The following is a 22,241-nucleotide window of genomic DNA, read 5'->3' as shown; positions in this document are numbered from 1 at the left end:
CGCGAAAGTGGTGGCCTTGTGGGCCTGGGTGGCCAGTCAGGCCCACCCCATCCATCAACCCCCACACAGTGTCCACGCCCAGCCAGCCCACCAGAATCAAGGTGAGGCTCGCCGCCAGTGCCTTCGTTGTCGGCTCGGGCACCAGCCAGGAAGCCAGGTACAAGCTGACGGTCCACATGCACATCGCCACGAGCGCGCGCGGGTCCAACTCCCGCCCCAGTGCTGCCCTCGTCTCGTCCAGCACGGAGCCGAAGGCCAGGGCGAGCGCCAGCGTGCGTCTATCGTCCGCGCGCAGGTAGGGCCCGTCATCGAAGAGGCCGAGGCAATCGCCCCCATTCCGTGGCTCGCACCAGTCCTCGTACTTGCCGCGCAGGGCCGCATCCGCCTGGGGAGTGAGGGGGTTCTTCTCGTCCAGAGGCACCAGGGTGAGGACGCGGTCCCGGCTCACCTCCGCCAGCCACGTACCACTCAGCTCCGGTCTCTCCGACTCCTGATCCAACTGGTCCTTCAGCAACTCGCGCGCAGCCTCCCGGGGGGTATTCCCCTTCAGTTGCACGTCGCGAGCGAGCCGCTGGAAGGCTCGCTGGAATTCGGCCTTGTCCATGGCCACTGGGCGGATGTCCACGGTGCCTGGCTCGATGACCACTACGTCGTACCACCAGGTGCTTGGTGTGTGGTCCGGGGGCGCGCCAGGATAGGCCATGCGCGGCATGCTCGCGCAGGCGGTCAGCAGTACCAGCAGCGCGGCTCCAGCTTGACGCAGTGCCATGGCATACCTCTCCTGTGAAATGGCCGACCTGAAAGGGTAGAGAAGCGCCTCGCCACGGGGAACGATGCTCGCGGTTTCCCCTGCGTCCCCTCACTTCGAGGTCAACCCTCGTCATGTCTGACAATCTACCCACGAGGTCATGTCGTGATAGGGTCTCGCCCGACAACGGCATCGGAGCACCTTCGTGCAGATCACGACCTGGTTCATCGCGAAAGAAGACGAGGCGGAGGCGATCGAGTCGATCGTCACGACCGAGGAGCACTCCCCGGAAGACTGGACGCATGTCGAATTCCCACTCATCGAGATGGAACTGATGGCGCTCTTCGCCGCGCTCCGGGGAACGGATGACCTCACGGACGAGCCTACCCTGGAGGATCCGCTCGTCTTCCGGGAGGAAGACGGTCTGCTCATCGCGCGTGTGGTGGATTCCTTCCTCCAGGCGCTGGCCCGTGTGACGGCCGAGAACCTGCCTGGGCTCACCGACGCCTGGGTTGAACGGATCGACCAGGACCACCATGAGCCGGAAGAGCTGCGCACCATCCTCCTGGCCCTGGCGAACTTCGCACGCGAGGCGGTGGCCCGCCGCAGCCCGGTGCTGTCGCTCTCGACGTTCTGAGGTGTCCCCACCCGGAGGTGCCCATGACCCGCGGACCCAAGACTCCCGAGCAGGATCGGACCGAGGGAACGGCTCGTCCCCGGGGTTATGAGCAGGTGGACAAGCTGTCCGTCCCCCTCCCCCATGGCACCGAGGTGACCACCCGCGTCGAGCGTGTGGCTGGCGACCGGCGTGTGCCCCAGGGCGTGGTGGGCCGCGTGGTGCGTGCTCGCGGCGGAGGCTTCGATGTCCAGGTGGTCGGCGTGGGCGAGCTCTGGTATGCCCGCGACGAGCTGGTGCCTCGCAAGCCGGGCCAGCTCCAGTTCGCCCTCCGGCGCGCCGCCACCTGGGACGCCCTGCGCCCGTGCGTGGTGCTGGAGACCGTGGTGGGCTCGCAGGCCTGGGGGCTCGCCAACGAGTCCTCCGATGTCGACCTGCGCGGCGTCTTCGGACTCCCCCTCCCCTGGCACTTCGGCCTCGCCGACAAGGCCAGGGACCTCGTCAGCGCCGACGGCAGCCACACCTACTGGGAGCTATCCAAGGCCGTGGAACAGGCCCTCCGCGCCGACCCCAACACCCTCGAGATGCTCTTCGTCCCCAGCGCCCGTGCCACGGACCCGCTGGGCGAGTGGTTGCTCGCCGAACGCGAGGCCTTCGTCTCCAAGGCCATCTTCGGCAGCTTCGGTCGCTACGCCATGAGCCAGCTCGACAAGCTCACCCGCAGCCAGAAGCTCGCCGAGCACCGGGACCTGGTGCTCGAATGGCTGTGCGAGGAGCCCGCTCCGGGTCTCGACGAGGTCGCCCGGCGGCTCGCGGCCATCTCGCCGCACTCCGCCCCCACCCCCGAGGACGCACTGCTCGCGGCCAAGACGTACCTCAAGCAGCTCTACCGCTCGCTGTGGGACCAGGGCCTCCTCGAGGCCAATGACCTCGCCGCCCTCACCCACTACGCGCGCAGTGGGGGTATAGCCGGCCCCCCAGCGCCCGCGAGCTACGGCCGAAGAACGCCTACAACCTGTTGCGCCTCGTGGTGCTCGCCACGGGGTGGTTGCGCGACGGGGTGCCCACCTTCGAGGTCTCCGGCCCCCACCGCGAGCGCATGCTGGACATCAAGGCGGGCCGTGTCCCGCTCGAAGACGTACTGCGGGACGCCGAGGCCCTCGCACCGGAACTGGAAGAGGCCCACCGCACCAGCCAGCTCCCCGTACTCCCCGACTACGGGCGCGCGGACCGGCTGCTGCGGCGTGTGGGCGAGGAACTCGCGCGGCGCTGGGTGATGAAGGAGCCCGGGCCGCTCGGCCGCGACGCTCCCGCGCCGCCGGCCGTCGAATGGAGGGAAGAAGAGTCATGACGCGCAACCTGATGACCGAGCACCGGCCCGTGTGGCCGACCGCGTGCTCGATGAGGCGTGGTTGCTCGACGTGCGGCGCACAAGGCTTTAGCGTGCTCCGCCGTGTCCACTGATTCGCTCGACCTCGCCGCCACGCCCGAACGCCTCTATGCGCTCGCCGAGGCGGGCGTCCTGTCTCCTCCCGCGCTGCAACGCGCCCTGCGGCTCGCCGTGGCTTCTCCAGAGCCGACCGCCTGGCGGCGCTTCCTGTCCGCCGTGCTCCTGGGCTTCGGCTCCCTGCTGCTCCTCTCCGGCGTCATCTACTTCTTCGCCTACAACTGGGCCGCCCTCCACCGCTTCGGCAAGCTCGGGCTCCTGCTCGCGGCCATCCTCGCGGCCTGTATCGCGGCCTGGCGTCTCGGCGAGGGACTCGCCGGCCAGTTCGCCCTCCTCTTCGCCGCGGTGCTCGTGGGTCCGCTCCTCGCCGTCTACGGACAGGCGTACCAGACGGGCGCGGACCCCTATGAGCTGTTCCTCGGGTGGAGCCTGCTCGTCCTCCCGTGGGTCGCGCTCGCCCGCTTCGGGCCCCTGTGGCTGCTGCTGCTCCTCCTCGTGAACACCGCCCTCTCCCTCTTCTGGGTCCAGATCCTCTCGGGCAAGGGCACCACGCTGACGCTGGTGCTCGCGCTGGTGAACGGCGCGGCCTGGGCGGTGCATGAGTTCCTCGCGGGGCGCGGCGTCCCCTGGTTGCGCGACCGGTGGTTGCCTCGGATCCTGGCGACGATGACGATGGTCCCCCTGCTCGCGCTGGGCCAGTACGTGGTGGTGCTGCCTCGGGAGGCCGATACCTCCAGCCGTGTGGCGCTCGGCCTGCTCGTGGTGGCGATGGTCGCGGCGTACCTCTTCCACCGCCTGGTGCGCTCCGAGCTCTTCCTCCTCACCCTGGACGCGGTGAGCCTCATGACACTGGCCACCACCCTCATCGGGCGCTTCTTGCTCGAGTCCCTCAAGTTCGAGGCCATCCTCTTCTCCTTCACGATGGCCCTGCTCATCATCGGCGAGGTGGGGATCACCGTCTGGTGGTTGCGCGCCGAGGCACGCGGCCCGGAGGAGGTCTGACCATGGCCCTCAAACCCTCGTTGCGAGACGTCGTCTCCCAGCTCCAGGTAGAAGGTGTGCTGGCCGGAGATGCCCAGGCCCTCGCGGGTACCGCGCTCGCCTCCCGTCAGGACGTCACCACCGGCACGCCCTGGTTCGTGCGCATCCTCACCGGCTTCGGCGCCTGGGTGGCCTCCCTGTTCCTGATCGCTTTCATCGCCCTCGTGGTGACGGCGAGCGAGGAGGTGGGCGCCATCATCCTCGGCCTGCTCCTCACCGGAGGCGCCGTCGTCGTGCGCCGCATGGGGAACAACGTGTTCCTCACCCAGCTCGCCCTCTCCACAGGACTGGCCGGGCAGGCCCTCTTCGTCGGCGGTATGGGCTCCCTGACCGACAGCGGGGAGGCCGCCGCCGCCGCTACCCTCGGGCTCGGGCTGGTGCTCCTCTTCGTCTACCCGGACACCATCCAGCGCTTCCTGTCCGCACTGAGCGCCAGCCTCGCGCTGCTCATCCTCCTGCGCCTCACGGTGCCCGGTGTGCTGGTGGACGTGGCCCTGGTGGGCCTCACCGTGCTCGCGCACCTCCTCTTCCTCCAGCAGGGCCGGCTCCAGGCCGGGCGTTGGGGCGAGGTGGTGACTCCCACGGCCTTCGGGCTCGTCACCGTGCTCTTCTCCGTGCTGCTGATGCGCACCTGGTTCCAGGACTTCTACGGCAGCCTCTTCCGCGAGGGCGCCGTGGAGCTCCCCCCTGGCGTGCTGACGCTGGGGCTCGCCGTGGTGACGCTCTACTCGGCCTGGCGCGTGCTCGAGGAGACGGGCGTGGACACCGGTGGTACCGCCGGGGTGACGGCCTTCGCCACGCTGGTGCTCCTCGCCGTCCTCACGTTCCGCACCCCCGGCGTCATCGCCGCCGCGGGCGTGCTCCTGCTCGGCTTCCACCGACGCAACGTGGTGCTCCTCGGCATGGCCGTGGCCTTCATCCTCAACTTCGGCGTGAGCTACTACTACGACCTCGAGCTCTCGCTGCTGGCCAAGTCGCTCGCGCTGCTGGGCAGCGGGCTCGTGATGCTCGGCCTGCGGCTCTTCATCCTGCGCCGCTTCCCCGCGGTCGAGGAGGTGCGCTGATGCGCTCCCGCGTCATCTTCGGCGGTCTCGCCCTCGTGGTGGTGGCCCTGCTGGTGCTCGTCATCCGCAAGGAGCGCGTCCTGGCCCACGGCACACCCGTGCTGCTGGAGCTCGCCCCGGTGGACCCGCGCTCGCTCATGCAGGGCGACTACATGGTGCTCGACTACGCCGTGAGTCGCGAGCTGGCTCGGTCCGAGGCCCCCCGGCAGAGCTTGCTCGTGCTCCGCCTGGATGAGAACGGCGTGGGGCGCTTCCTCCGCGAGCAGACGCCGGGCACCCCGCTGGCCCCGGACGAAGTGTTGCTTCGCTACAAGGAGCGCGACGGCCGCATCCGCCTGGGCGCGGAGTCCTTCTTCTTCCAGGAGGGCCACGCGGACCTCTACGCCGGGGCGAAGTACGGGGAGCTGCGAGTGGCCGAGGATGGCTCCAGCGTGCTGGTGGGCCTGCGGGACGCCGAGCGCCAGCCGCTCGGGCGTCCCGTCCCCTGAAAGCAGGGAGACTCTACTTCGCGGCTCGCAGCACGAAGATGCTGTCGAGCCGCATCTCACCCTTCTTGCGTGGCGCGTCCACCTGGTAGTCGAAGTCGTAGACCGCCAGCACCTCGAGCCCCGCTCGCCGGAAGAGGCGTCGCGTCTGCGTCAGGTCGTACGTGCGGAAGTACCAGTGCGTCTCGATGAGCAGGTCCTTCCCCGGCCCGGTGATGCGCAGCCGGTTGCGCATCGTCGAGCGCCGCAGCCGACGGTCCGGCAGGCCCTCGCGGGTGTTGCACACCACCGTGTCCTTCCCGAGCCGCTCCACCCAGCGCTCATGCTCGGGTTTCTTCCGGTCGTAGTCCGTCAGGTGGAAGCCGAGCACGTACAGGCCCTTGGGGTTGAGCAGCCGCCGCGTGCCCTCCAGGTGCGCCAGCGCCGCCTGCTCGCTGTCGAGGTAGCGGAACGTGGACACCAGGTTGAAGGCCAGGTCCACCTTCCCCTCCAGCTCCGGCCGGAAGAACTCCTGCATCGGCGACGCGTAGAGGCGCACCTTCCGGCGCAGGGCCGGCGAGAGGCGCTCGCGCGCATGCGCCAGCATCTTCTCCGACAGGTCGTAGCCCACCACCCGGTAGCCCCGACTCGCGGCCTCGGCCACCAGCCGGCCCGCCCCGCACGCGGGCTCCAGCAGCAGCTTGCCCCCCGTGCCGTAACGGCGGTTCACCTCCACCAGGAAGTCCAGTTCCCGCGCGGTGTCCGTGCCGAAGATGGCCTCGTAATACTCGGGGTGGTCGTACCAGTCGGAGAGTCGTTCCATGGTCGCGCTGCCCCTTAATCGTGCGGCCGACCTTCATCAAGTCCGGGGGACACAGCCGCCCCGCTCCTCACGGTGCATCTTCCATGTATCGGCAGTACAGCGCGGGCCGGTCGCCCCACCCGCGAGGAGGCAGTCATGGCCCCTCCCATCCGCCGCATCCTCGTCCCCACGGACTTCTCCCCGCATTCCAAGCAGGCCCTCGAGCGTGCCCTCACTCTCGCGGAGCGGATGGGAGCCTCGGTCGATGTGCTCCACGTCTGGGAGCCCCCGGCTCACCTGGAGTGGTACATCGTGGACCTGGTGCCCTCCGCACCCGCCGCGGACGTGGAGACGATGAGCCTCGCCCAGGCGGGCCGTCTCCTTCAGGAATGGGTCGAGCCGTATCGCTCCAGTCCCGTCCCTCTCCAACCGCACCTGGAGCGAGGGCCCTCCGCCGACACCATCGTCCGCTTCGCGGCGAGCGGTTATGACCTCGTGGTGATGGGCACGCACGGGCGCACCGGGCTCGCCCGACTCATGATGGGCAGCGTGGCGCAGAAGGTCGCGGCCCGGGCCTCCTGCCCCGTGATGACCGTGCACGGGACGGAGTCCGAGGAGGTGGCTCCGCCCGCGCCGTGAGGCTCAGCGGCATGCAGGACCTGGGAGTATCCGGCCAACCACGACCCGCGGTTAGTGAACCCCGTGCGCCGTCACCTGCGCGAGCGCCAGCATCAGCAGCAGGCCCGTCGTCATCGCGGCCAGGTTGCGCACCCACCGGTCCCTGCCGTGCCGGCTCACATGCGGAATCAGGTCCAGTATGGCCACGTACAGGAAGGTGCCCGCCGAGAAGGCCAGCGCCCGGGCCGCCAGTGACTCGAAGCTCAGCACCGCGTCGAAGGCGAAGTACAGCCCCGCCCCCACCGGCACCATCAGCCCGTACATCACCGCGAAGCCCATGATGCGGCGCGTGCTCTTGCCCTCCGACTTGAGGATGGAGGCCAGCGACAGCGACGAGGGCACCTTGTGCGAGGTGATCGCCAGCAGCGCCATCAGCCCCACCCCCTCCTTCACCGCCGAGCCCAGCGCGATGCCGTCGAACAGGGTGTGCGCCGACAGCCCCAGGAACGCCGTCATCCCCAGCGTGTTGCCGCCCTGCACGTGCTGGTGCTCCTTGCACCCCACGGGGTCCTCGCACGCGTGCGTCATCACATACCGGTCCAACACCAGCAGGAAGACGAACCCCGCCGGCACCAGCGCGAACGTCCACAGCCCTCCGCCGCGGTAGGCCTCCGGCATCAGGTGGAAGAAGGCCGCCCCGAACATCACCCCCGCCGCGAACGCCAGGAACGTCACCAGCCTCGCCTGCTTCTCGGTGAACACCACCACCAGCGCGCCCAGGACGGCGCCCAGCAGGATGACCAGCGAGTACGAGGAGAGGGCGACCGCGAGAGGCATGGGGGGCCCGACACCTAGCACAGAAACGTGCCAACCGGTGCCAACCCCCCGGACGCTTCCATGCCGGATGGACAGACAGGTGGGGGGGAGACCCTCACTCCCGGTGGGAGAGGAAGGGGGCGCTCAGTAGTACCGGCGGAACACCACCACCTGCACCCTCCCGGGTTTCACCTCCACTTCCCGGGCGTTTCCGTGGCCTCCCTCGTCCATGTTCACCGTGTAGCGGCCCGCCGGGAGTCGGAAGCGCGCCAGTTGGAATTCCGCCGGCAGGGACAGCCAGGAGCGCAGGTCCGGCTCGTTCATCGCGTTCAACAGCAGGAAGGTCAGGGCGCCGAGCTCCTTGCTCTTCGTCAGGGCCCCCGCCCCCGCCGCCAGCCCCGCCTTCACCGTCGCCGCGGCCAGCTGCCTGGCCAGCATCCGACCGATCCGGTCCTCCAGGTGCACCCTCGCCACGTCCGCCAGCGATGTCACCGTCACCGTCCGCTGCTGCTGCTGCCCCTCCCCTACCCATATCCGCGCCCGCGTCGGCGAGCCCCGCTCCCGGTACACCGGCACCTGGATGAGGTCATGCGTGTCCGTGTATCGGTCCGCCGGCTCCTTCTCCGGCGACAGCCCCGCCTCCACCACCACGACCACCTGCCCCTCGCCCGGCCCCAGCGGAGCGTGCCCCACGTCCGGAAAGCGCCGGCGCAACTGCTCGTACTCGTCCAGCCGCCCCGTCTTCTTCGCCAGCCGCAGCAGCGGCTCCGCCAGCGGGCCCAGCCCCGGCTCCAGCTCCAGCGCCTTCGCGTAGTCGATGTACGCCGAGTCCCACTCCCCCTGGTCCTCGTAGAGCACCCCGCCGAGGTAGCGCGCGATGGCGAGCTGCTCGTACGGCTTGCTCTCGTCGACGATCATCTTCTGGAGCCGCTCGTTCACCCGGCGGACCTCGACGAGCGCTTCCTCGTCCTGGCCCAGCTGCGCGTAGTTGAGCGCCTGCAACACGGAGATCATCAACTTCTCGAAGTCCTCGCCCCGGTAGGCCCGCTCGCGCTCGTTGGTGAGCAGCGTGCCGGCCTCCTCGCTCACGGAGATGGCGTCCAGCTCTCCGGCCAGGCGCTCCGCCTCCGCCAGCACCTGGATGCTGTCCCGCCACCGCCCCGCCGCGTGCAGCACCATGCCCCGGTCCAGCAGCACCAGGAGCTGGTCCTTCCTGGAGCCGTGCCGCGCCACCGCGTCCAGCTCGGCCAGGGCATGGTCGTACGACTCGGACTCGTACGCGGTGCGCAGGTTGCGCGTGCGCGCGACGTAGTCCCCCGCGCAGCCCGACAGCAGCACCACGCTCGCCAACGCGAGCACGGCCCACCCCGACATTCTTCCACCGCGCTGGCGCCAGAGGCTCATCGTCGCGCTACCAGGAGATGTGCTTCTTCTCGAACTTCTTGCGGATCTCCTTCTCGTCCGTCCACTCCACGATGCCCGTGCGCACGTTGTTCAGCTTCACGGTCATCTTGTAATAGACGAGCTTGTCGCGGCCGACCTGCTGGACGATGGAGGAGATTTCCCCCGTGAGCAGGTAGTCCGCGCTGGCCTGCTGGCCCGGGCCCTTGGCCGCGTTGGGGTCCACGTACCCGGACTGCTGGTACTCGTACTCCTCGGCGAGGTCCTCGCGCGCCGCCTTGTCCAGCAGCGCGAACCGGCCCGTCTGGGCCAGCCCCGTCTGAATCTTGTCCCCCAGCGAGCCCATGTCGATGTGCTCGGACGTCTTGTTCTTCATCCGCCCCACCAGCACCACCGGCAACTGCTGAGCGGGCTGGGCGAAGCGGGGCGAGTTGGCCAGCGAGCCCACCATCTTCTTGGCGATGAGCTGGAGGTCGTTCTCGTTGAACTGATCCGACAGCATCTCGATGGTGTTCGGGTCCTCGTAGGTGCCGCGCGTGAAGGCGCGCGGCCCCGAGCAGGCGGCGAGGAGTCCCACGAGCGAGGCGGACACGATGAGACGGGTCTTCATGATGGAGCGCTCTCCTAGTTCCATTCGCATTCGAAGCGGCTGCCCTGGAAGTTCCACTTGTAGGCGAGCACCGCGTCCCGCCTGTACCCGGCCGTCAGCCGGCAGAGGCTCTGGAGCGAGGCCCGGGGATAGTCGAAGGTGTACACCTGCGCCTTGGCCCGCTCGGCCTCGGTGAGTTGCGAGGGGTGGGTGAGCGCCGGGTTGGCGCTCGCCACCACCAGCACCCGGTGCGCGCCGTACGTCTTGAGCGGCACCTGCCCGGCGAGCTGGATGCGGCGCACCGTGCGCGCGCGCAGGATGTCGCTGCGGTCCACCCTCGTCTCGTTCGCGTTCTGGCGGCCGAGCAGCTCCGACAGGCTCGCGGTGAAGAGGCGCGTCAGGTTCCCATCCTCCACGAAGAAGTAGAGGTAGGCCTCGCGCGCGGTGCGGCTCTCCCCGGTGAAGTCCAGCGTCACCAGCAGGTCGAGCGCCCGGTTGGGCTTGAGCGCGTGCGTGGATACCGCGTCCAGCACCGCCTTGGTCGCCCCGGCCTGCTTCAAGCGGATGAGCCCGTCCGCGCTCGCGTCGCAGGCGCAGCGGCGCTGTTCGAGCATCTTGACGATGGAGGCCTCGTCGAAGCCCGCCTGGGCCAGCTTCGCCACCTCCTCGTCGGAGAGCGGGAGCTGGTCCGTGCGCTCGTAGATGCGCGGCAGCTGGTTGGGGTCCCACTGGATGATGTTGAGGGTCCGCGTCTCGCCCGGGAAGGGCAGCACGGGCACGGCCTGACCGGTGGCGAGCACGAGGGCGGCGACGAGGGCGTGGGCGAGCATGGCGTTAGAACCTGTAGCCGACGTTCATGAAGAGGCGGTTGGTGATTCCCCGCGAAGCGAGGGGAATGTCCAGGGCGTAACCCAGGCCGAGCACCACATGCTCGTTGGCCAGGAACACGTCCACGCCCGCCTGGGGAGAGAGGCCAAAGCGCAGGCCCAGGTCCGGCACGAGGAAGGCGCCAGCCTTGAGGCCCGCGGTGAAGCTCACCGGGTAGCCGTAGGTCCGGAAGCGAGGCCCCACCAGAACGTTCACCTGGCCACTCTGGAGCACGTAGGCGCCGCTGAAGTCGAACTGGTACCAGTCCGCGCCCCAGATGGAGGCGGTGCCGCCGATGAACAGCGGCGGCCCGTCCGCGCTCTCCAGCTCCGACAGCCGGGCGGCGAACGCCGCGCCCCAGTTCACCTCCAGGGAAAAGCGGCTGTCCGAGGACCTCGAGTAGCCGCCCTTGCCGTACTCGGACCCCTCGGGCCCATCGGTACGGCCTCGCGGCTGGGCATGCGCGGACAGGGGCGCGACCACGGCGACCGCCAGCGCAGCGGCCCCCCACCACTGGGTAAGACGCTTCATCACACAGGCTCCACGGAAGTGCAGCAACCCTCCTCTCCGAACGCGGAGAGGGGCCGGATATTCATCACCCGGCCGAAGAAGCCAGTGGGGCTCAAGCCCGGGGCACGGCGGGTGGCGGGGACGGCGCCTGCTCGCCCGCTGGCTTCTGCTCGCCCGTGGGCGCGGGCTGCGGCGTGGAGCGCGGCTCGGTGCGGGTGATGGGCAGCCACTCGGCGCGATCGCGCAGGTAGACCATCATCTTCTCGCGCACCAGGCACCTCAGGTCGAAGAGGTCCTCCGGGGTGGAGCTGACCAGCACGCGCACCTGGAGGGTCCGGTCCAGCACCTCCTCCACCACCACGGTGGCCACCTTGCCGTCCCAGAGCGCCTTGCCCTCGTTCTCCAGGATGCGCCGCAGCTCCGTGCGCAGCGTCTCCATGTCCGTGGTGAAGTCCACCAGCAGCTTCACCGGCCCGAGCATGGACTTGCCGCCCTTGCTCCAGTTCTGGAAGGGCTTGTCGAGGAACTGGGCGATGGGGATGACCAGCCGCCGCTCGTCCCACGCGCGCACCACCACGTACGTGAGGGTGATCTCCTCCACCGTCCCCCACTCGTTCTCCACGATGACCGTGTCCCCGATGCGGATGGGCTGGGTGATGGACAGCTGGATGCCGGCCAGCAGCGAGGAGATGGACTTCTGCGCCGCCAGACCGATGACGAGGCCCGCGATACCGGCCGAGGCCAGCAGCGACACACCCACGTTGCGCACCGTCTCGAACTGCATGAGCAGCAGCGCGGCGGAGATGAGATAGGTGGCCGCCTCGAAGACGCTGCGCAGCACCACGAGCTGGGTGTGCAGCCCCCGGGAGCGTCGCGCGTCCTTGGAGTCCTTCGTCATCGACTCCTGGACGAACAGCGCCGTCACCCGCAGGAAGCGCAGGATGAACCACGCCACCGAGATGATGATGAGCGTGGTGACCAGCCGGTTCTTCACGTACTGGGCCGTGGGCGAGAGCAGCAGCAGCGACGTCCCCAACGCCACCAGCAGCGCGAAGTACAGGAGCCGTAGGGGACCCCGGCCCGCCGACACCAGCGCGTCGTCCCAGGTGATGCGCGTCCACCTCGCCAGCCGTGCCGCCAGCGCCAACGACAGCCGCTCCAGCACCACGCACAGCACCAGGCCCCCCGCCACCGTCGCCAGCAGGCCCAGCCACTGCCACGGCTCCAGCCCCAGCACCGGCTTCTCGAAGAGCACCGGCGGCAGCGACTCGCCAAACACCCCCGGGCCGTACTCCTCATAGAGCCGGTCGATGGACCGCACCGTTGGCTCACTGAACACCCACACCCGCCCACCTTCAACCCTGACGTGGGCAAGACGGATGGGGTAGGCGTCCTCGCCCACGGTGAGAATCCCAATCTGGTCATAGAGGGTGCCGGCCGGGTCGCCCTCGGGCTCCTTGCTCAAGCTGGTGAGGGCCAGGGGCAGCTTGTGGTCCAGGACGAACTTGAGCCGGCGGGCGAGCTGGGCGCCCTTGTCCTTCTGCTCCGACGGGGGGAGGTAGTCCAGGTCCAGGTAGTGCGCGCCCAAGGAGTAGTCGCCCTTGTGCACGGCATCGGAGAAGCCCTTGGCCGCGGCATAGGGCGTCTGCCGGTCCACCGTGGTGGGCGGCTCGCCGAGACCGGCGTTGAGGGCCCGGGCCGTCGGCGGGAGGACGAGGGACAGCAGGGCGCACAGTCCAATCAGGGCACGACTCATGGCCGCCTCTTAGTGCGCCACCCCGCCCCTCCCCGCAACACCAATGTGTCGCCAGCCCGCCCGTCCCCCGGCTTACCGGACGACTCCGTTCATTCCCTGATTCCAATTGGACGGGAAAGCCTTGGAGCCGCAAGGAGCGGTGGGCTAGAAGGGGCCTCCAAGGAAGAGGGCGCCGTGCAAGAGAAGCGAAAGATTCTCCTCATCGATGACAGCGAGATCACCCTCGCCATGGAGAAGGCCGTGCTGGAGGCGCGCGGCTACGAGGTCATCGCGACCTCCACGCTGATGGAGTTCGAGAAGACGCTCCAGACCTGGAAGCCGGACCTCATCCTCACGGACATCCACATGCCCGAGGCCAAGGGCACGGACATCTGCCGCACCCTGAAGAACGAGTACGGCACCCAGGACATCCCCATCATCCTCTTCTCCAGCCTCCCGGACGACGAGCTGAGCAAGCTGGCCGAGCAGGTCGGGGCCGACGGCAGCCTGTCCAAGGTGAATGGCCTGGAGGCGATGGGTGAGAAGATCGACGAGCTGGTGCAGAGCATCATCTGGTGACGCCGTGAGACGGCTCCTCGGTGGACTGGCCCTGTTGGCGGCGCTCTCGGGGTGCTCGCGCAAGGAGGCGAGTCCCGCGGGGCCGCAAGTGGCCTCGCGCTCGGACGAGGCCCCGAAGGCGGACGCCCCGGGCGCCCTCCTCTTCTTCTCCGCCGACACGCGCGGCTACCTGGGCCCGTGCGGCTGTAGCGAGAACATGCGCGGCGGCATCGATCGCGCGGCCTTCCAGGTGCTGGAGGCGCGCAAGGGCCCCTTGCCCGTCCTCTATATCGACGGCGGCGACAGCCTCTTCGGTGAGCCCACCCTCGCGCCGGCGCAGGTGCCCCAGGAGGAGCGCAAGGCACGGGCGCTCGCCGAGGCCATGAAGCGCATGGGCCTGGCGGTGCGCGCGCGGGGCGAGCTGGACGAGGTGCGCGGCGCCGAGTTCCGCAAGGGACTGGGCCTGCCCGAGCTGGAGCCCGGCGGGGTGAAGGTGCTGCCCGCGGGAGCGCGCAAGGTGGGCGTGGTGAGCGCCTCGGACGCGGCCGGGCTGAAGCAGGCCAGTGCCCGGGCCCGTGAGCAGGGCGCCGCCTTCGTGGTGGGCCTCTTCCACGGCACCCTCCAGCAAGCGCAGCAGGCCGCCGCCACCCCGGAGCTCGGGGCGGACCTCGTGCTGGCCACGCACACCGCCTCCGAGTTCGACGGCGAGGAGAACAAGCTGGTGCGCGACGCGGTGCCCGTCATCGCGCTCCAGAGCAAGGGCCGCTCGCTGCTGCGCGTGGACCTGGCCTACGGCGCGAAGCCGGGCCGCTTCGCCCCCCAGAAGACGGCGGAGGACACCGAGCGCGAGGTCACCTCCATCGATCGGCGCCTGGAGCTGCTGGACCGGGACATCAACCTCCCCGGCCTCAACCCCGAGCGCAAGCGCCTCCAGCAGCAGAAGCGCGAGGAGTTGGTGGCACGCCGACAGGCCCTGCTCACCGCGCCGGTGGCCTCGGCCTCCGCTGGGGAGAGCGACAGCTTCAGCGTGCGCTTCGTCCCGCTGGAGTCCAACCTGCCCTCGCACCCGGACGCGCAGGCGGTGGTGAGCACCTACGACGCGGACGTGGGGAAGATGACCCTGGAGTGGGCCAAGGCGCATGGCCAGGACTGCCCGCCCCCCGAGAAGGGCCAGGCCGCCTTCGTGGGCAACGCCTCCTGCGCCGAGTGCCACGCGGAGGCCTTCCCCTCGTGGGAATCCTCCAAGCACCACGAGGCCTGGCGGACGCTGGAGAAGCTGGGCAAGCAGTTCCACCTCAACTGCACCGGCTGCCATGTCACCGGCTGGGAGCAGCCCGGCGGGGTGTGCCGCCTGGACAAGGTGGCCGGCCGGGAGAACGTGGGCTGCGAGAGCTGCCACGGCCCGGGCTCGCTGCACGCCGAGGATCCCACCGCCGCCAACATCACCGGCCGCCCCGGCCAGGCCATGTGCATCACGTGCCACAACCGGGAGAACTCGCCCCACTTCGACTTCGCCACCTACGTGCCCCGCATCCTGGGCCCCGGGCATGGCCAGCCACCGGCGGTGAAGAACAAGCCCTGATGCACACCCAGGCGGTGCGTTTCTTCCCGTCGGTGACATCCAAGGGGAGAATGGCTCGCCCGGACGGCTGTTTGAGTCCCGCGAGAAGCCTTGAATACTTGAGTCTCCAACCAACCCGGCCCTCTCGCCAGCCGGCCCCCAGGTGACCATGCCGTCCATCAGCCTGCTCCTCCTGGTGCTCGCCTCCGTCCCTTCGTCCCAGGGCGCGCTGCCGATGCCCCCGCCTCCTCCCGGCATGCGGGTGCTTGGCGCCGAAGACAAACGGTTGATGGTGGGCTCGGCCGACGAGCCCGAGGAGAACCTGGACGAGGGGGACGAGGAGCCCACCGCGGAGTCCGCCGAGTTGGAGGAGCTGCGGGCGCTCGAGGATGCCACGCTGGATCCGGGGGCGAGGCCCAACGCCGAGGTGCTCCAGTCGTTGCGCCGCCTGGGCCTGGCCAACCCGCTGCGCCAGCGCATGCTGGATGCGCTGGAGGAGCCCACCTTCCGCGAGGACGAGGCCGAGGGGGAGCTGGCCCTCATCACCGACCTGGCCAACGTCGACATCTCGCGGCTCCAGTCCCGCTACGACATCCCGGTGGAGATGCAGCCGCTGGTGGCCAAGTACGTCGAGTTCTTCCGGGGGCCGGGCCGCAAGTGGTTCCGCAAGTGGGTGAACCGCTCCACGCGCTACCTGCCGGTGATGCAGCCCATCCTCGAGGCCAACGGGCTGCCGCGCGACACGGTGTACCTGGCGATGATCGAGAGCGGCTTCTCGCCCAGCGCCTACTCGTGGGCGCACGCCTCCGGGCCCTGGCAGTTCATCTCCAGCACCGGCCGCCAGTACGGCCTGCACCAGGACTTCTGGGTGGACGAGCGGAGGGATCCCCTCAAGGCCACCCGGGCCGCCGCGCGCTACCTGAAGGACCTGCACAGGGAGCTGGGCCACTGGTACCTGGCGTGGGCGGGCTACAACACGGGCAGCAGCCGGGTGCGCCGGCTGATGGAGCGCCTGGACACCAAGGACTTCTGGGTCATCTCCGCCGAGGAGAAGGGCCTGGCGACGGAGACGAAGCACTACGTGCCCAAGCTCATCGCCGCGGCGCTCATCACCAAGAACCCCTCGGCCTTCGGCTTTTCCGAGAGCGAGTTCGAGTACGAGCCGCCCCTCACCTTCGAAGAGGTGAAGATCAACGACGCGACCGACCTGGACGTGATTGCCCGGGCGGCTGGCGTGGACGTGAAGGAAGTGCAGGAGCTCAACCCCGAGCTGCGACGCTGGTGCACCCCGCCGTCGAGCGCGAAGAACCCCTACGTGCTGCGCCTGCCCAGGGGCACGGCGGAGCGCTTCGCGGAGAACTTCGCCAGCATCCCCGCCAAGGAGCGCCTCACCTTCCGAGTCCACAAGGTGAAGCGGGGCGACACGCTGTCGCAGATCGCCCTCACCTACGGCAGCGCGCCCGAGGCCATCCTCCAGATGAACCAGCTCAAGAGCATGAAGACGCTGAAGCTGAACTCGGAGCTGGTCATCCCGGTGCAGGCCGGGCGCGGTGGCAAGGAGAGCGGTGAGGGAGCCCTGGCGCGCAAGGTGGCGCAGGCGCGGCGCAGCGGCGTGACGGTGCTGCGTCCCGAGGACGAGGTCCCCGCCGGGACGCCTCGCGGCCCGGTGGCCACGGGCCCCATCAAGACGGAGACCATCAACGGCCGCAAGCGCGTCACCTACGGCGTGCAGTCGGGGGACAGCCTGTGGGCCATCGCCCAGCGCTTCCAGGTGAACGCGGACGAGCTCCGCAAGTGGAACAACCTGACGGTGCGCGCCAGCAAGAAGGCCTTGAAGGTGGGCTCGGTGCTGTACGTGTTCCCGGACAACGGGCCCAAGCAGGTGGAGGAGCGCGCGGGCACGGTCATCGCCCAGCGCGCCGTGAGCGGCAACGTGGGCCGCCCCGGCGCCGTGCACGAGCTGGCCGCCGGCGAGACGTTGTGGAGCATCGCCCAGCGCTACGGCATCTCCGTGGACGACATCAAGCGCTGGAACAACATCAAGGACACCACCCGGCTGCCCACCGGCCTGCGCCTCACGGTGAAGGCGCCGTAGTCCCCGGTCACACCACGATCTCCCTGCGCGGGAGGGAGGGCGTCGTCACCGCCCCCGTCTCATCGGAGTAACAGAGGGCCAGGTAGACGAGGGACAGCGGCAGGGTGAGGACGACGGCGAAGGTGGTCACCCCGCCCAGGGCCGAGAGCACCGCCAGGACGAGCCAGTTGAGGAAGTACGCCGCCCAGTCGTGCCTGCGTCGGAAGAGGCGGCCGCTCTCGGCGAGCGCCTCGGTGGCGCTGCGCCCATCGGCGGCCAGCATCGGCGCGTGGAGCCAGTAGAGCGAGAGCAGCACACCCGGCACGATGAGGAGGAGATAGCCGATGAGGATGGGAATCCCCATCGCCAGGGTGAGCCCCCAGCTCTTCAGGAAGTTGCCCTGCCGGTCATAGACGGCCTGCCAGCGGACCAGTCCACCCGTACGGCGACACTCGATGATTTCCTGGAGCAGGTTGAGGGTGAACCAGGGCCCGGGAATGACGACGAACCAACCGGCGAGCACCACCAGACCGCCGAGTAACAGTCCTCCCGCGTTGGTCAGGAAGAAGTCCCACGTCCGCCTGGAACGTTGATCGATCTGCGAATCCAGCATTGCCGTGTTCCTCCGAGGAAGCGCCATCTGCCTCCTTACGGAATCCAGGCGATCCGGATGTGACCCGCCCAACTCGGAGGAAGAGAGCCCCTGGCTGGCTGCCTGGCGGGCCGCGAGTTCCTGTTCGCGATGAGGTACAAGCGCCTCCAGGCATCCACCTCCCGCTCCGAGAGTCGCCAGGCCCATGGAGATCGTCATCTGGTTCATCGTGGTCGGCGCGCTCCTCATCGCCATGGCGCTCGGGGGCTCGGTGCTCAAGCGCCTGCCCCTATCCACCTCGATGCTCTACCTGCTGGTGGGCTTCGCCCTGGGACACTTCGGCGTGGGCCAGCTGGACCCCTATGCGCAGAAGAAGCTCCTCGAGACCCTCACCGAGGTCGCGGTCATCATCTCCCTGTTCACCACGGGCCTGAAGCTGCGGGCACCCCTGCGAGCCCCGCGCTGGCGCATCGCCGTGCGGCTCGCGGGAGTGGGCATGGTGGTCACCGTCGGGCTCGTGGCCACCGCGGGCGTCTGGCTGCTGGGCCTGTCCCTGGGGGCGGCCGTGCTCCTGGGCGCGGTGCTCGCCCCCACCGATCCGGTGCTCGCCTCGGACGTGCAGATGGAGCACCCCTTCCAGCGCGACACCCTCCGCTTCGGGCTCACCGGCGAGGCGGGCTTCAATGACGGCACGGCCTTTCCCTTCGTGATGCTCGGCCTGGGGCTGCTCGGGCTGCACCCGCTGGGCGAGGGGCTCTGGCGCTGGGTGGCGGTGGACCTCGTGTGGGCGGTGGTCGCGGGGCTCGGCGTGGGCACGCTGCTGGGCGGAGCCGTCGGACGGATCGTCCTCTACCTGCGGCGCACCCATCGCGAGGCCCTGGGGCTCGATGACTTCCTGGCCCTGGGACTCATCGCCCTCTCCTACGGGGTGGCGCTGCTGCTCCATGCCTACGGCTTCCTGGCGGTGTTCGCCGCGGGGCTCGCGCTGCGGCGCATCGAGAAGCAGTCAAACAAGGGCAGGCCGCCCGAGGACGTGGTGCAGAGCGCCCGCGTCCACCCCGAGGCGGCCACCGACCCGGAGCACGCGCCCGCCTACATGGCCAACGCGGTGCTCAACTTCAATGAGCAGATCGAGCGCATCGGCGAGGTGAGCCTCGTGGTGGTGCTCGGCCTGCTGCTCTCGCGCCTCCCGCTGCCTTCCGAGGCGCTCTGGTTCACCCCCCTGCTCTTCCTCGCCATCCGCCCCGTCTCCGTGCTCGTCTCGCTCGTCGGCTCGGACACCACGCGCCCCCAGCGCGGGCTGATGGGCTGGTTCGGCATCCGTGGCATCGGCTCGCTCTACTACCTCTTCTACGCCCTCAACCATGGCCTCCCGGAGGCGCTGGCACACCAGCTCGTCCCACTCGTGCTCACGGTGGTGGCCGTGTCCATCGTCGTGCACGGCATCTCGGTGACGCCCCTGATGCAGCGCTACGAGCGCACCCAATCCGAGGAGGACACCGCGCAGGCATGAGCGGGTGCTGCTCACCGAGTTCCCCCTGGGGGACGGGAAGCTGCCCGAGGAGTTGCTGGAGCGGGACCGTTACGAGTTCACCGGCCGGGGGCCTGTCTCGGATCCCGCTTGAGAGGATCAAGAACCCCGGCTCTCCAGGCCTCATCGTGGCTTGCATCGCATCCTGACCGTCCCCGGTGTTTCCGGCGAGGCATGCGTCTCACACTCCTGCCCCTCGGGACACGGCGCCTGCTGGCAGTTCGTCCCCTGGACCTCGGCACAGATCGAGGCCCCCAAGCGAAAGCGGATGCACTCCTGGCCACGAGGACAGCCCCGCTCCTCGCACGTCGGAAGGCAGGAGGGGCCATCGGGACCTCCCTCACGTGGGCAGAAGAAGCCGTCCGGACAGTTCCCAGACACCTCTGGTTCGCAGGGCCGACCGCACCAGTCGTTGCAGAGCAATTCCCGTGAGCAGGCCCTCGCGTGGCGCTTCGACAGCGGCTCACAGCGCTCACCTTCCCTCCGGCCCCCCGCCAGCGAGCACCGCTTCAACACCTCTCCGCCCCAGGTCTCCACCGCCCTACAGACGAAGCCCTCACGGCATTGAGAATCCGCCACGCACTCGCTATCCGTGCAGTAGAGCCCCCGCTCGTGCCGATCGAAGAAGCACGCGAGCGGAGAATCACAGTCATCGCTCCGCCGACAGGGCTGGTGCCATGTCGGCAGTTGGCGACGCTGCTCCCACGAGAGCACGGAAACGAGCTGTCCCCGAGTCGGCTCGGGGGGCGTGAACCGCGCAAGCCAATGCCCGGAGATGAGGGCCAGGAGCGGCAAAGGCAGCAGCAGCCCGGCCAGGAGCCGCCACCTCACCACTCCTCCTCTTCCAGGGCCTCCTTGCACTGCCGCTCACACTCCTTGAACTTCTTTGGCTGACAGATGGCCTCGAGGGTTGCTGGCGAGCAGTCCGTCAACTTCAGCGGTCTGGCGGAGTCCTCCATGTCCTTGAGCACGGCTCGATCGATCGTGCCTCCTCGACCGAAAGCATGCGGGCACGCCGTACAGAAGAGGAGCACCCAGAGCAGGAGCGAAGTATTTGACACCTTTGTCGACACCTTTGCTGGCGCGCCGAGGCTCGACCTACGGGCACTGCGACAAGCCGAGGCGACCGCCGCCCACCCGTGCCACCGCGTCGTAGTACTGGAAGGGGCTGCGGTTGGTGTAGCAGGCGTAGTGCCGGTAGTTGTACGGCTCGATGTGGACGTGCGGGGCGGTGGAGCAGCGCCCGTTGTACTGCCAGGTGGCCTTGGCGATCTGGTAGGTGTTGCTGATGACGGCACCGTTGTTCACGGTGATGCTGTCCACGTGGGCGTACTTGACCCAGCCGATCGGCGTCCAGGTGCCGTTGTAGTAGGCCTGCACCTCGACCTGCACCACGTACCCGCCATCGTAGTAGTTGCCACTCGCGCAGGCCGGCACGGGCGCATTGGCTCCACCCGACAGCACCACCCCGCGCATCGCCGTCGCCAGGTAGTAGGGCTTCACGTCGAACCAGACGTTCGTCCCGCCGGTCGAGCCGCTCTGCAGGGCGACGTCGAAGGAGGTGTCCCCGCCGAAGACGACATGGTGGGAGGGCGCGTAGGACGTGACCACCCCCGCGTAGTCGAACGGGCTGATGACGCTTGCTTCCAGGTGGTACGGATTGGTGCCATCGGCCAGCGCACTGCCCGCCGCGCCCAGGGACGCCAGCAACACGAGACGCAGGACCGCGTTGAAGTTCGGGGCCTTCTTCATGGCTCGCTCCTGTGAAAGCAGGTTTTTCACTGCTTTCCAGGATTCTCACGTTTCAAGCGAGCTGGCAAGCTTTTGCCGTACGCTCCGTGTGGGTCTCAGCCCTCCTGCATCAGCGCCTTCAGCTCACGGATGCGGCGGGTGATGTGGTCGCGGTCCAGCCGGCGGAAGCTCTCGGGCAGCAGCTCGCGGCTGGTGCACTCCTGCACCGCCACCAGGTTCTGCAGCTCGATCTCCAGCGGGTAGCTCGGCGGCACGAAGTCCGCGAAGACGGCCTTGAGATCCTCCACCGTCGCCTGCTCCCGGCCCTGGGCCAGCGCCCGGAAGCGCGTGCGCACCAGCACCGCCTCCAGGTCCGCGCCGCTCAGCTGGCGCGTCCCGGGCGGAATCAGCTCGCCCACCGACTGCACCTCCAGCTTCAGGCCCGTCTTCTTCTGCATCACCCGGAACAGCTCCTCCCGCTCCTCCTCCGTCTCCGGGTAGAAGAGCGCGAGGTGCTCCTCGGCGCGGCCCTGGCGCTTGAGGTCCACCGGCAGCAGGTCCGGCCGCGCCGTCAGCAGGAACCACACAATCTTCCCGCGGTACACGGTGTTGCCCATGAACGAGGCCACCGAGCCGAACACGCGGCTGCTCGTCCCCGAGTCCCCGCCCGAGTCGCGGTTGCCCAGGAAGGTGTCCGCCTCGTCCACCATCACCGCCACCGGCCAGAGCGCCTTGAGCAGGTTGAAGATCTTCTCGAGGTTGGCCTCGGTGACGCCCTGCCACTGGCTGCGGAAGTTGAGGAACTTCACCACCGGGATGCCAATCTCTCCGGCGAAGCAGGACACCAGGAACGTCTTGCCCGTGCCCACCGGGCCGCTCACGAGGTAGCCCATGGGCATCACCTCGATGCGGCCCTTCTTCAGGGCGTTGGCCGCGTTGCGCAGCATCTCCTTGGCCTTGGCGTGGCCCGCCACCGCGTCCAGCGTGTGCGCCGGCTCGATGAACTCGAGCAGGCCATGGCACTCGGCCTGGATGAGTTCCTTCTTCTTCTCCTTGAGCAGCTCGGTGGTGATGCGGACGTCGTGCTCCAGGGCCTCGGTGAGGACGCGGTCCAGGTTGATGCGCGACAGGCCCGCCGTCATCTTCGCCAGGCCCTCCAGCGGCACGTCCGACACCGCCGCCAGCCGCTTGCCCTCCAGCTTGTAGCGCACGTACTCCAGCCGCTCCTCCTCGGTGGGCAGGGGCAGCTCGATGGCCGCCTCGTACGGGTTGCGCGTGAGGCGCTGGGACATGTCCGCCAGGTTCTCGGCCAGCAGCACCACGGACACGTCGCCCGCGAGGAACTGCGGGTCGTGCGCCCACTTCTCCAGCGTGGCCAGCACGAAGCGGTCCTCGGCCGACAGGTGGCTCATCTCCCCGCCCGGCACCAGCGTCTCGGCGAAGTCGATGACGAGCGCCAGCGACTTGCCCTCGCTC

At 69.0% G+C, this 22,241-nt stretch carries 22 protein-coding genes; 11 read left to right on the top strand and 11 right to left on the bottom strand.

Annotation, left to right across the window (positions count from 1 at the left end):
• The first annotated feature begins 68 nt into the window (after nucleotides 1-68).
• The 6 genes from VF794_RS18440 (at nucleotide 69) to VF794_RS18415 (ending at nucleotide 5,404) form a co-directional block, all read left to right on the top strand.
• Entirely contained in the window at nucleotides 69-299 is a 231-nt protein-coding gene (locus VF794_RS18440; protein WP_331112187.1) for a hypothetical protein, read from the top strand.
• 654 nt (nucleotides 300-953) lie between these two features.
• A complete protein-coding gene (locus VF794_RS18435; protein ID WP_331112185.1) occupies nucleotides 954-1,385 on the top strand; it encodes a hypothetical protein in 432 nt (143 codons plus the stop codon).
• A 23-nt stretch (nucleotides 1,386-1,408) separates the two neighbouring features.
• A complete protein-coding gene (locus VF794_RS18430) occupies nucleotides 1,409-2,641 on the top strand; it encodes a DNA polymerase beta superfamily protein (protein WP_331112183.1) in 1,233 nt (410 codons plus the stop codon).
• 176 nt (nucleotides 2,642-2,817) lie between these two features.
• Nucleotides 2,818-3,813, top strand: a complete 996-nt coding sequence (locus tag VF794_RS18425) for a DUF2157 domain-containing protein (protein ID WP_331112181.1) — start codon at nucleotides 2,818-2,820, stop codon at nucleotides 3,811-3,813.
• Nucleotides 3,814-3,815: 2 nt separating this feature from the next.
• Nucleotides 3,816-4,916 carry a DUF4401 domain-containing protein gene (locus tag VF794_RS18420; protein WP_331112179.1) on the top strand — a complete coding sequence of 367 codons (1,101 nt, stop codon included), beginning with the start codon at nucleotides 3,816-3,818 and terminating at the stop codon, nucleotides 4,914-4,916.
• Nucleotides 4,916-5,404 carry a GDYXXLXY domain-containing protein gene (locus tag VF794_RS18415; RefSeq protein ID WP_331112177.1) on the top strand — a complete coding sequence of 163 codons (489 nt, stop codon included), beginning with the start codon at nucleotides 4,916-4,918 and terminating at the stop codon, nucleotides 5,402-5,404. The genes VF794_RS18420 and VF794_RS18415 overlap by 1 nt, the downstream gene beginning before the upstream one ends.
• A 13-nt stretch (nucleotides 5,405-5,417) precedes the next feature.
• Here VF794_RS18415 and VF794_RS18410 read toward each other — a convergent pair whose 3' ends face one another.
• Nucleotides 5,418-6,203 (bottom strand): class I SAM-dependent methyltransferase, encoded by a 786-nt coding sequence (locus tag VF794_RS18410; RefSeq protein ID WP_331112176.1) that lies wholly within the window; start codon nucleotides 6,201-6,203, stop codon nucleotides 5,418-5,420.
• A gap of 135 nt (nucleotides 6,204-6,338) precedes the next feature.
• Between VF794_RS18410 and VF794_RS18405 the strand changes: the two genes are divergently transcribed.
• On the top strand, nucleotides 6,339-6,821 hold the full coding sequence (locus VF794_RS18405) for a universal stress protein (RefSeq protein ID WP_331112174.1): 483 nt from the start codon (nucleotides 6,339-6,341) through the stop codon (nucleotides 6,819-6,821).
• A gap of 51 nt (nucleotides 6,822-6,872) precedes the next feature.
• Here VF794_RS18405 and VF794_RS18400 read toward each other — a convergent pair whose 3' ends face one another.
• The 6 genes from VF794_RS18400 to VF794_RS18375 form a co-directional block, all read right to left on the bottom strand.
• On the bottom strand, nucleotides 6,873-7,637 hold the full coding sequence (locus VF794_RS18400; RefSeq protein WP_331112172.1) for a ZIP family metal transporter: 765 nt from the start codon (nucleotides 7,635-7,637) through the stop codon (nucleotides 6,873-6,875).
• A gap of 123 nt (nucleotides 7,638-7,760) precedes the next feature.
• On the bottom strand, nucleotides 7,761-8,990 hold the full coding sequence (locus tag VF794_RS18395; RefSeq protein ID WP_331112170.1) for a hypothetical protein: 1,230 nt from the start codon (nucleotides 8,988-8,990) through the stop codon (nucleotides 7,761-7,763).
• A 37-nt stretch (nucleotides 8,991-9,027) separates the two neighbouring features.
• Nucleotides 9,028-9,627: a penicillin-binding protein activator LpoB gene (gene lpoB, locus VF794_RS18390; protein ID WP_331112168.1), complete on the bottom strand. Its 600-nt coding sequence runs from the start codon at nucleotides 9,625-9,627 to the stop codon at nucleotides 9,028-9,030.
• 14 nt (nucleotides 9,628-9,641) lie between these two features.
• Nucleotides 9,642-10,436 carry a hypothetical protein gene (locus tag VF794_RS18385; RefSeq protein WP_331112166.1) on the bottom strand — a complete coding sequence of 265 codons (795 nt, stop codon included), beginning with the start codon at nucleotides 10,434-10,436 and terminating at the stop codon, nucleotides 9,642-9,644.
• 4 nt (nucleotides 10,437-10,440) lie between these two features.
• Entirely contained in the window at nucleotides 10,441-11,004 is a 564-nt protein-coding gene (locus tag VF794_RS18380; RefSeq protein WP_331112164.1) for a hypothetical protein, read from the bottom strand.
• Between the two features lie 91 nt (nucleotides 11,005-11,095).
• Entirely contained in the window at nucleotides 11,096-12,739 is a 1,644-nt protein-coding gene (locus VF794_RS18375; RefSeq protein ID WP_331112163.1) for a mechanosensitive ion channel family protein, read from the bottom strand.
• A 174-nt stretch (nucleotides 12,740-12,913) separates the two neighbouring features.
• On the opposite strand from VF794_RS18375, the gene VF794_RS18370 reads away from it, so the two are divergent.
• From VF794_RS18370 to VF794_RS18360, 3 genes are all read left to right on the top strand, one after another.
• A complete protein-coding gene (locus VF794_RS18370) occupies nucleotides 12,914-13,297 on the top strand; it encodes a response regulator (RefSeq protein ID WP_309893134.1) in 384 nt (127 codons plus the stop codon).
• Nucleotides 13,298-13,301: 4 nt separating this feature from the next.
• Nucleotides 13,302-14,858 carry a multiheme c-type cytochrome gene (locus VF794_RS18365; protein WP_331112159.1) on the top strand — a complete coding sequence of 519 codons (1,557 nt, stop codon included), beginning with the start codon at nucleotides 13,302-13,304 and terminating at the stop codon, nucleotides 14,856-14,858.
• Nucleotides 14,859-15,006: 148 nt separating this feature from the next.
• Nucleotides 15,007-16,932, top strand: a complete 1,926-nt coding sequence (locus tag VF794_RS18360) for a LysM peptidoglycan-binding domain-containing protein (RefSeq protein WP_331112157.1) — start codon at nucleotides 15,007-15,009, stop codon at nucleotides 16,930-16,932.
• Between the two features lie 7 nt (nucleotides 16,933-16,939).
• Here VF794_RS18360 and VF794_RS18355 read toward each other — a convergent pair whose 3' ends face one another.
• Entirely contained in the window at nucleotides 16,940-17,524 is a 585-nt protein-coding gene (locus VF794_RS18355; RefSeq protein ID WP_331112155.1) for a hypothetical protein, read from the bottom strand.
• 184 nt (nucleotides 17,525-17,708) lie between these two features.
• Between VF794_RS18355 and VF794_RS18350 the strand changes: the two genes are divergently transcribed.
• Nucleotides 17,709-19,016, top strand: coding sequence for a cation:proton antiporter (locus VF794_RS18350; RefSeq protein ID WP_331112153.1), 1,308 nt, complete (start codon nucleotides 17,709-17,711; stop codon nucleotides 19,014-19,016).
• Nucleotides 19,017-19,861: 845 nt separating this feature from the next.
• Here the strand turns inward: VF794_RS18350 and VF794_RS18345 are convergent.
• The 3 genes from VF794_RS18345 to VF794_RS18335 all read right to left on the bottom strand — a co-directional run.
• Complete coding sequence (locus VF794_RS18345; RefSeq protein WP_331112151.1) at nucleotides 19,862-20,095, bottom strand: hypothetical protein; 234 nt, start codon at nucleotides 20,093-20,095, stop codon at nucleotides 19,862-19,864.
• A 37-nt stretch (nucleotides 20,096-20,132) separates the two neighbouring features.
• Complete coding sequence (locus tag VF794_RS18340) at nucleotides 20,133-20,786, bottom strand: hypothetical protein (protein WP_331112149.1); 654 nt, start codon at nucleotides 20,784-20,786, stop codon at nucleotides 20,133-20,135.
• A 95-nt stretch (nucleotides 20,787-20,881) separates the two neighbouring features.
• A partial coding sequence (locus VF794_RS18335; RefSeq protein WP_331112147.1) for an ATP-binding protein occupies nucleotides 20,882-22,241 on the bottom strand: 1,360 nt, incomplete at its 5' end.

The organism is Archangium sp., from assembly GCF_036389735.1.
Taxonomy (GTDB): domain Bacteria; phylum Myxococcota; class Myxococcia; order Myxococcales; family Myxococcaceae; genus Archangium.
The sequence above is the reverse complement of the archived record's forward strand: the minus strand, read 5'-3'. Positions and strand labels throughout refer to the sequence as shown.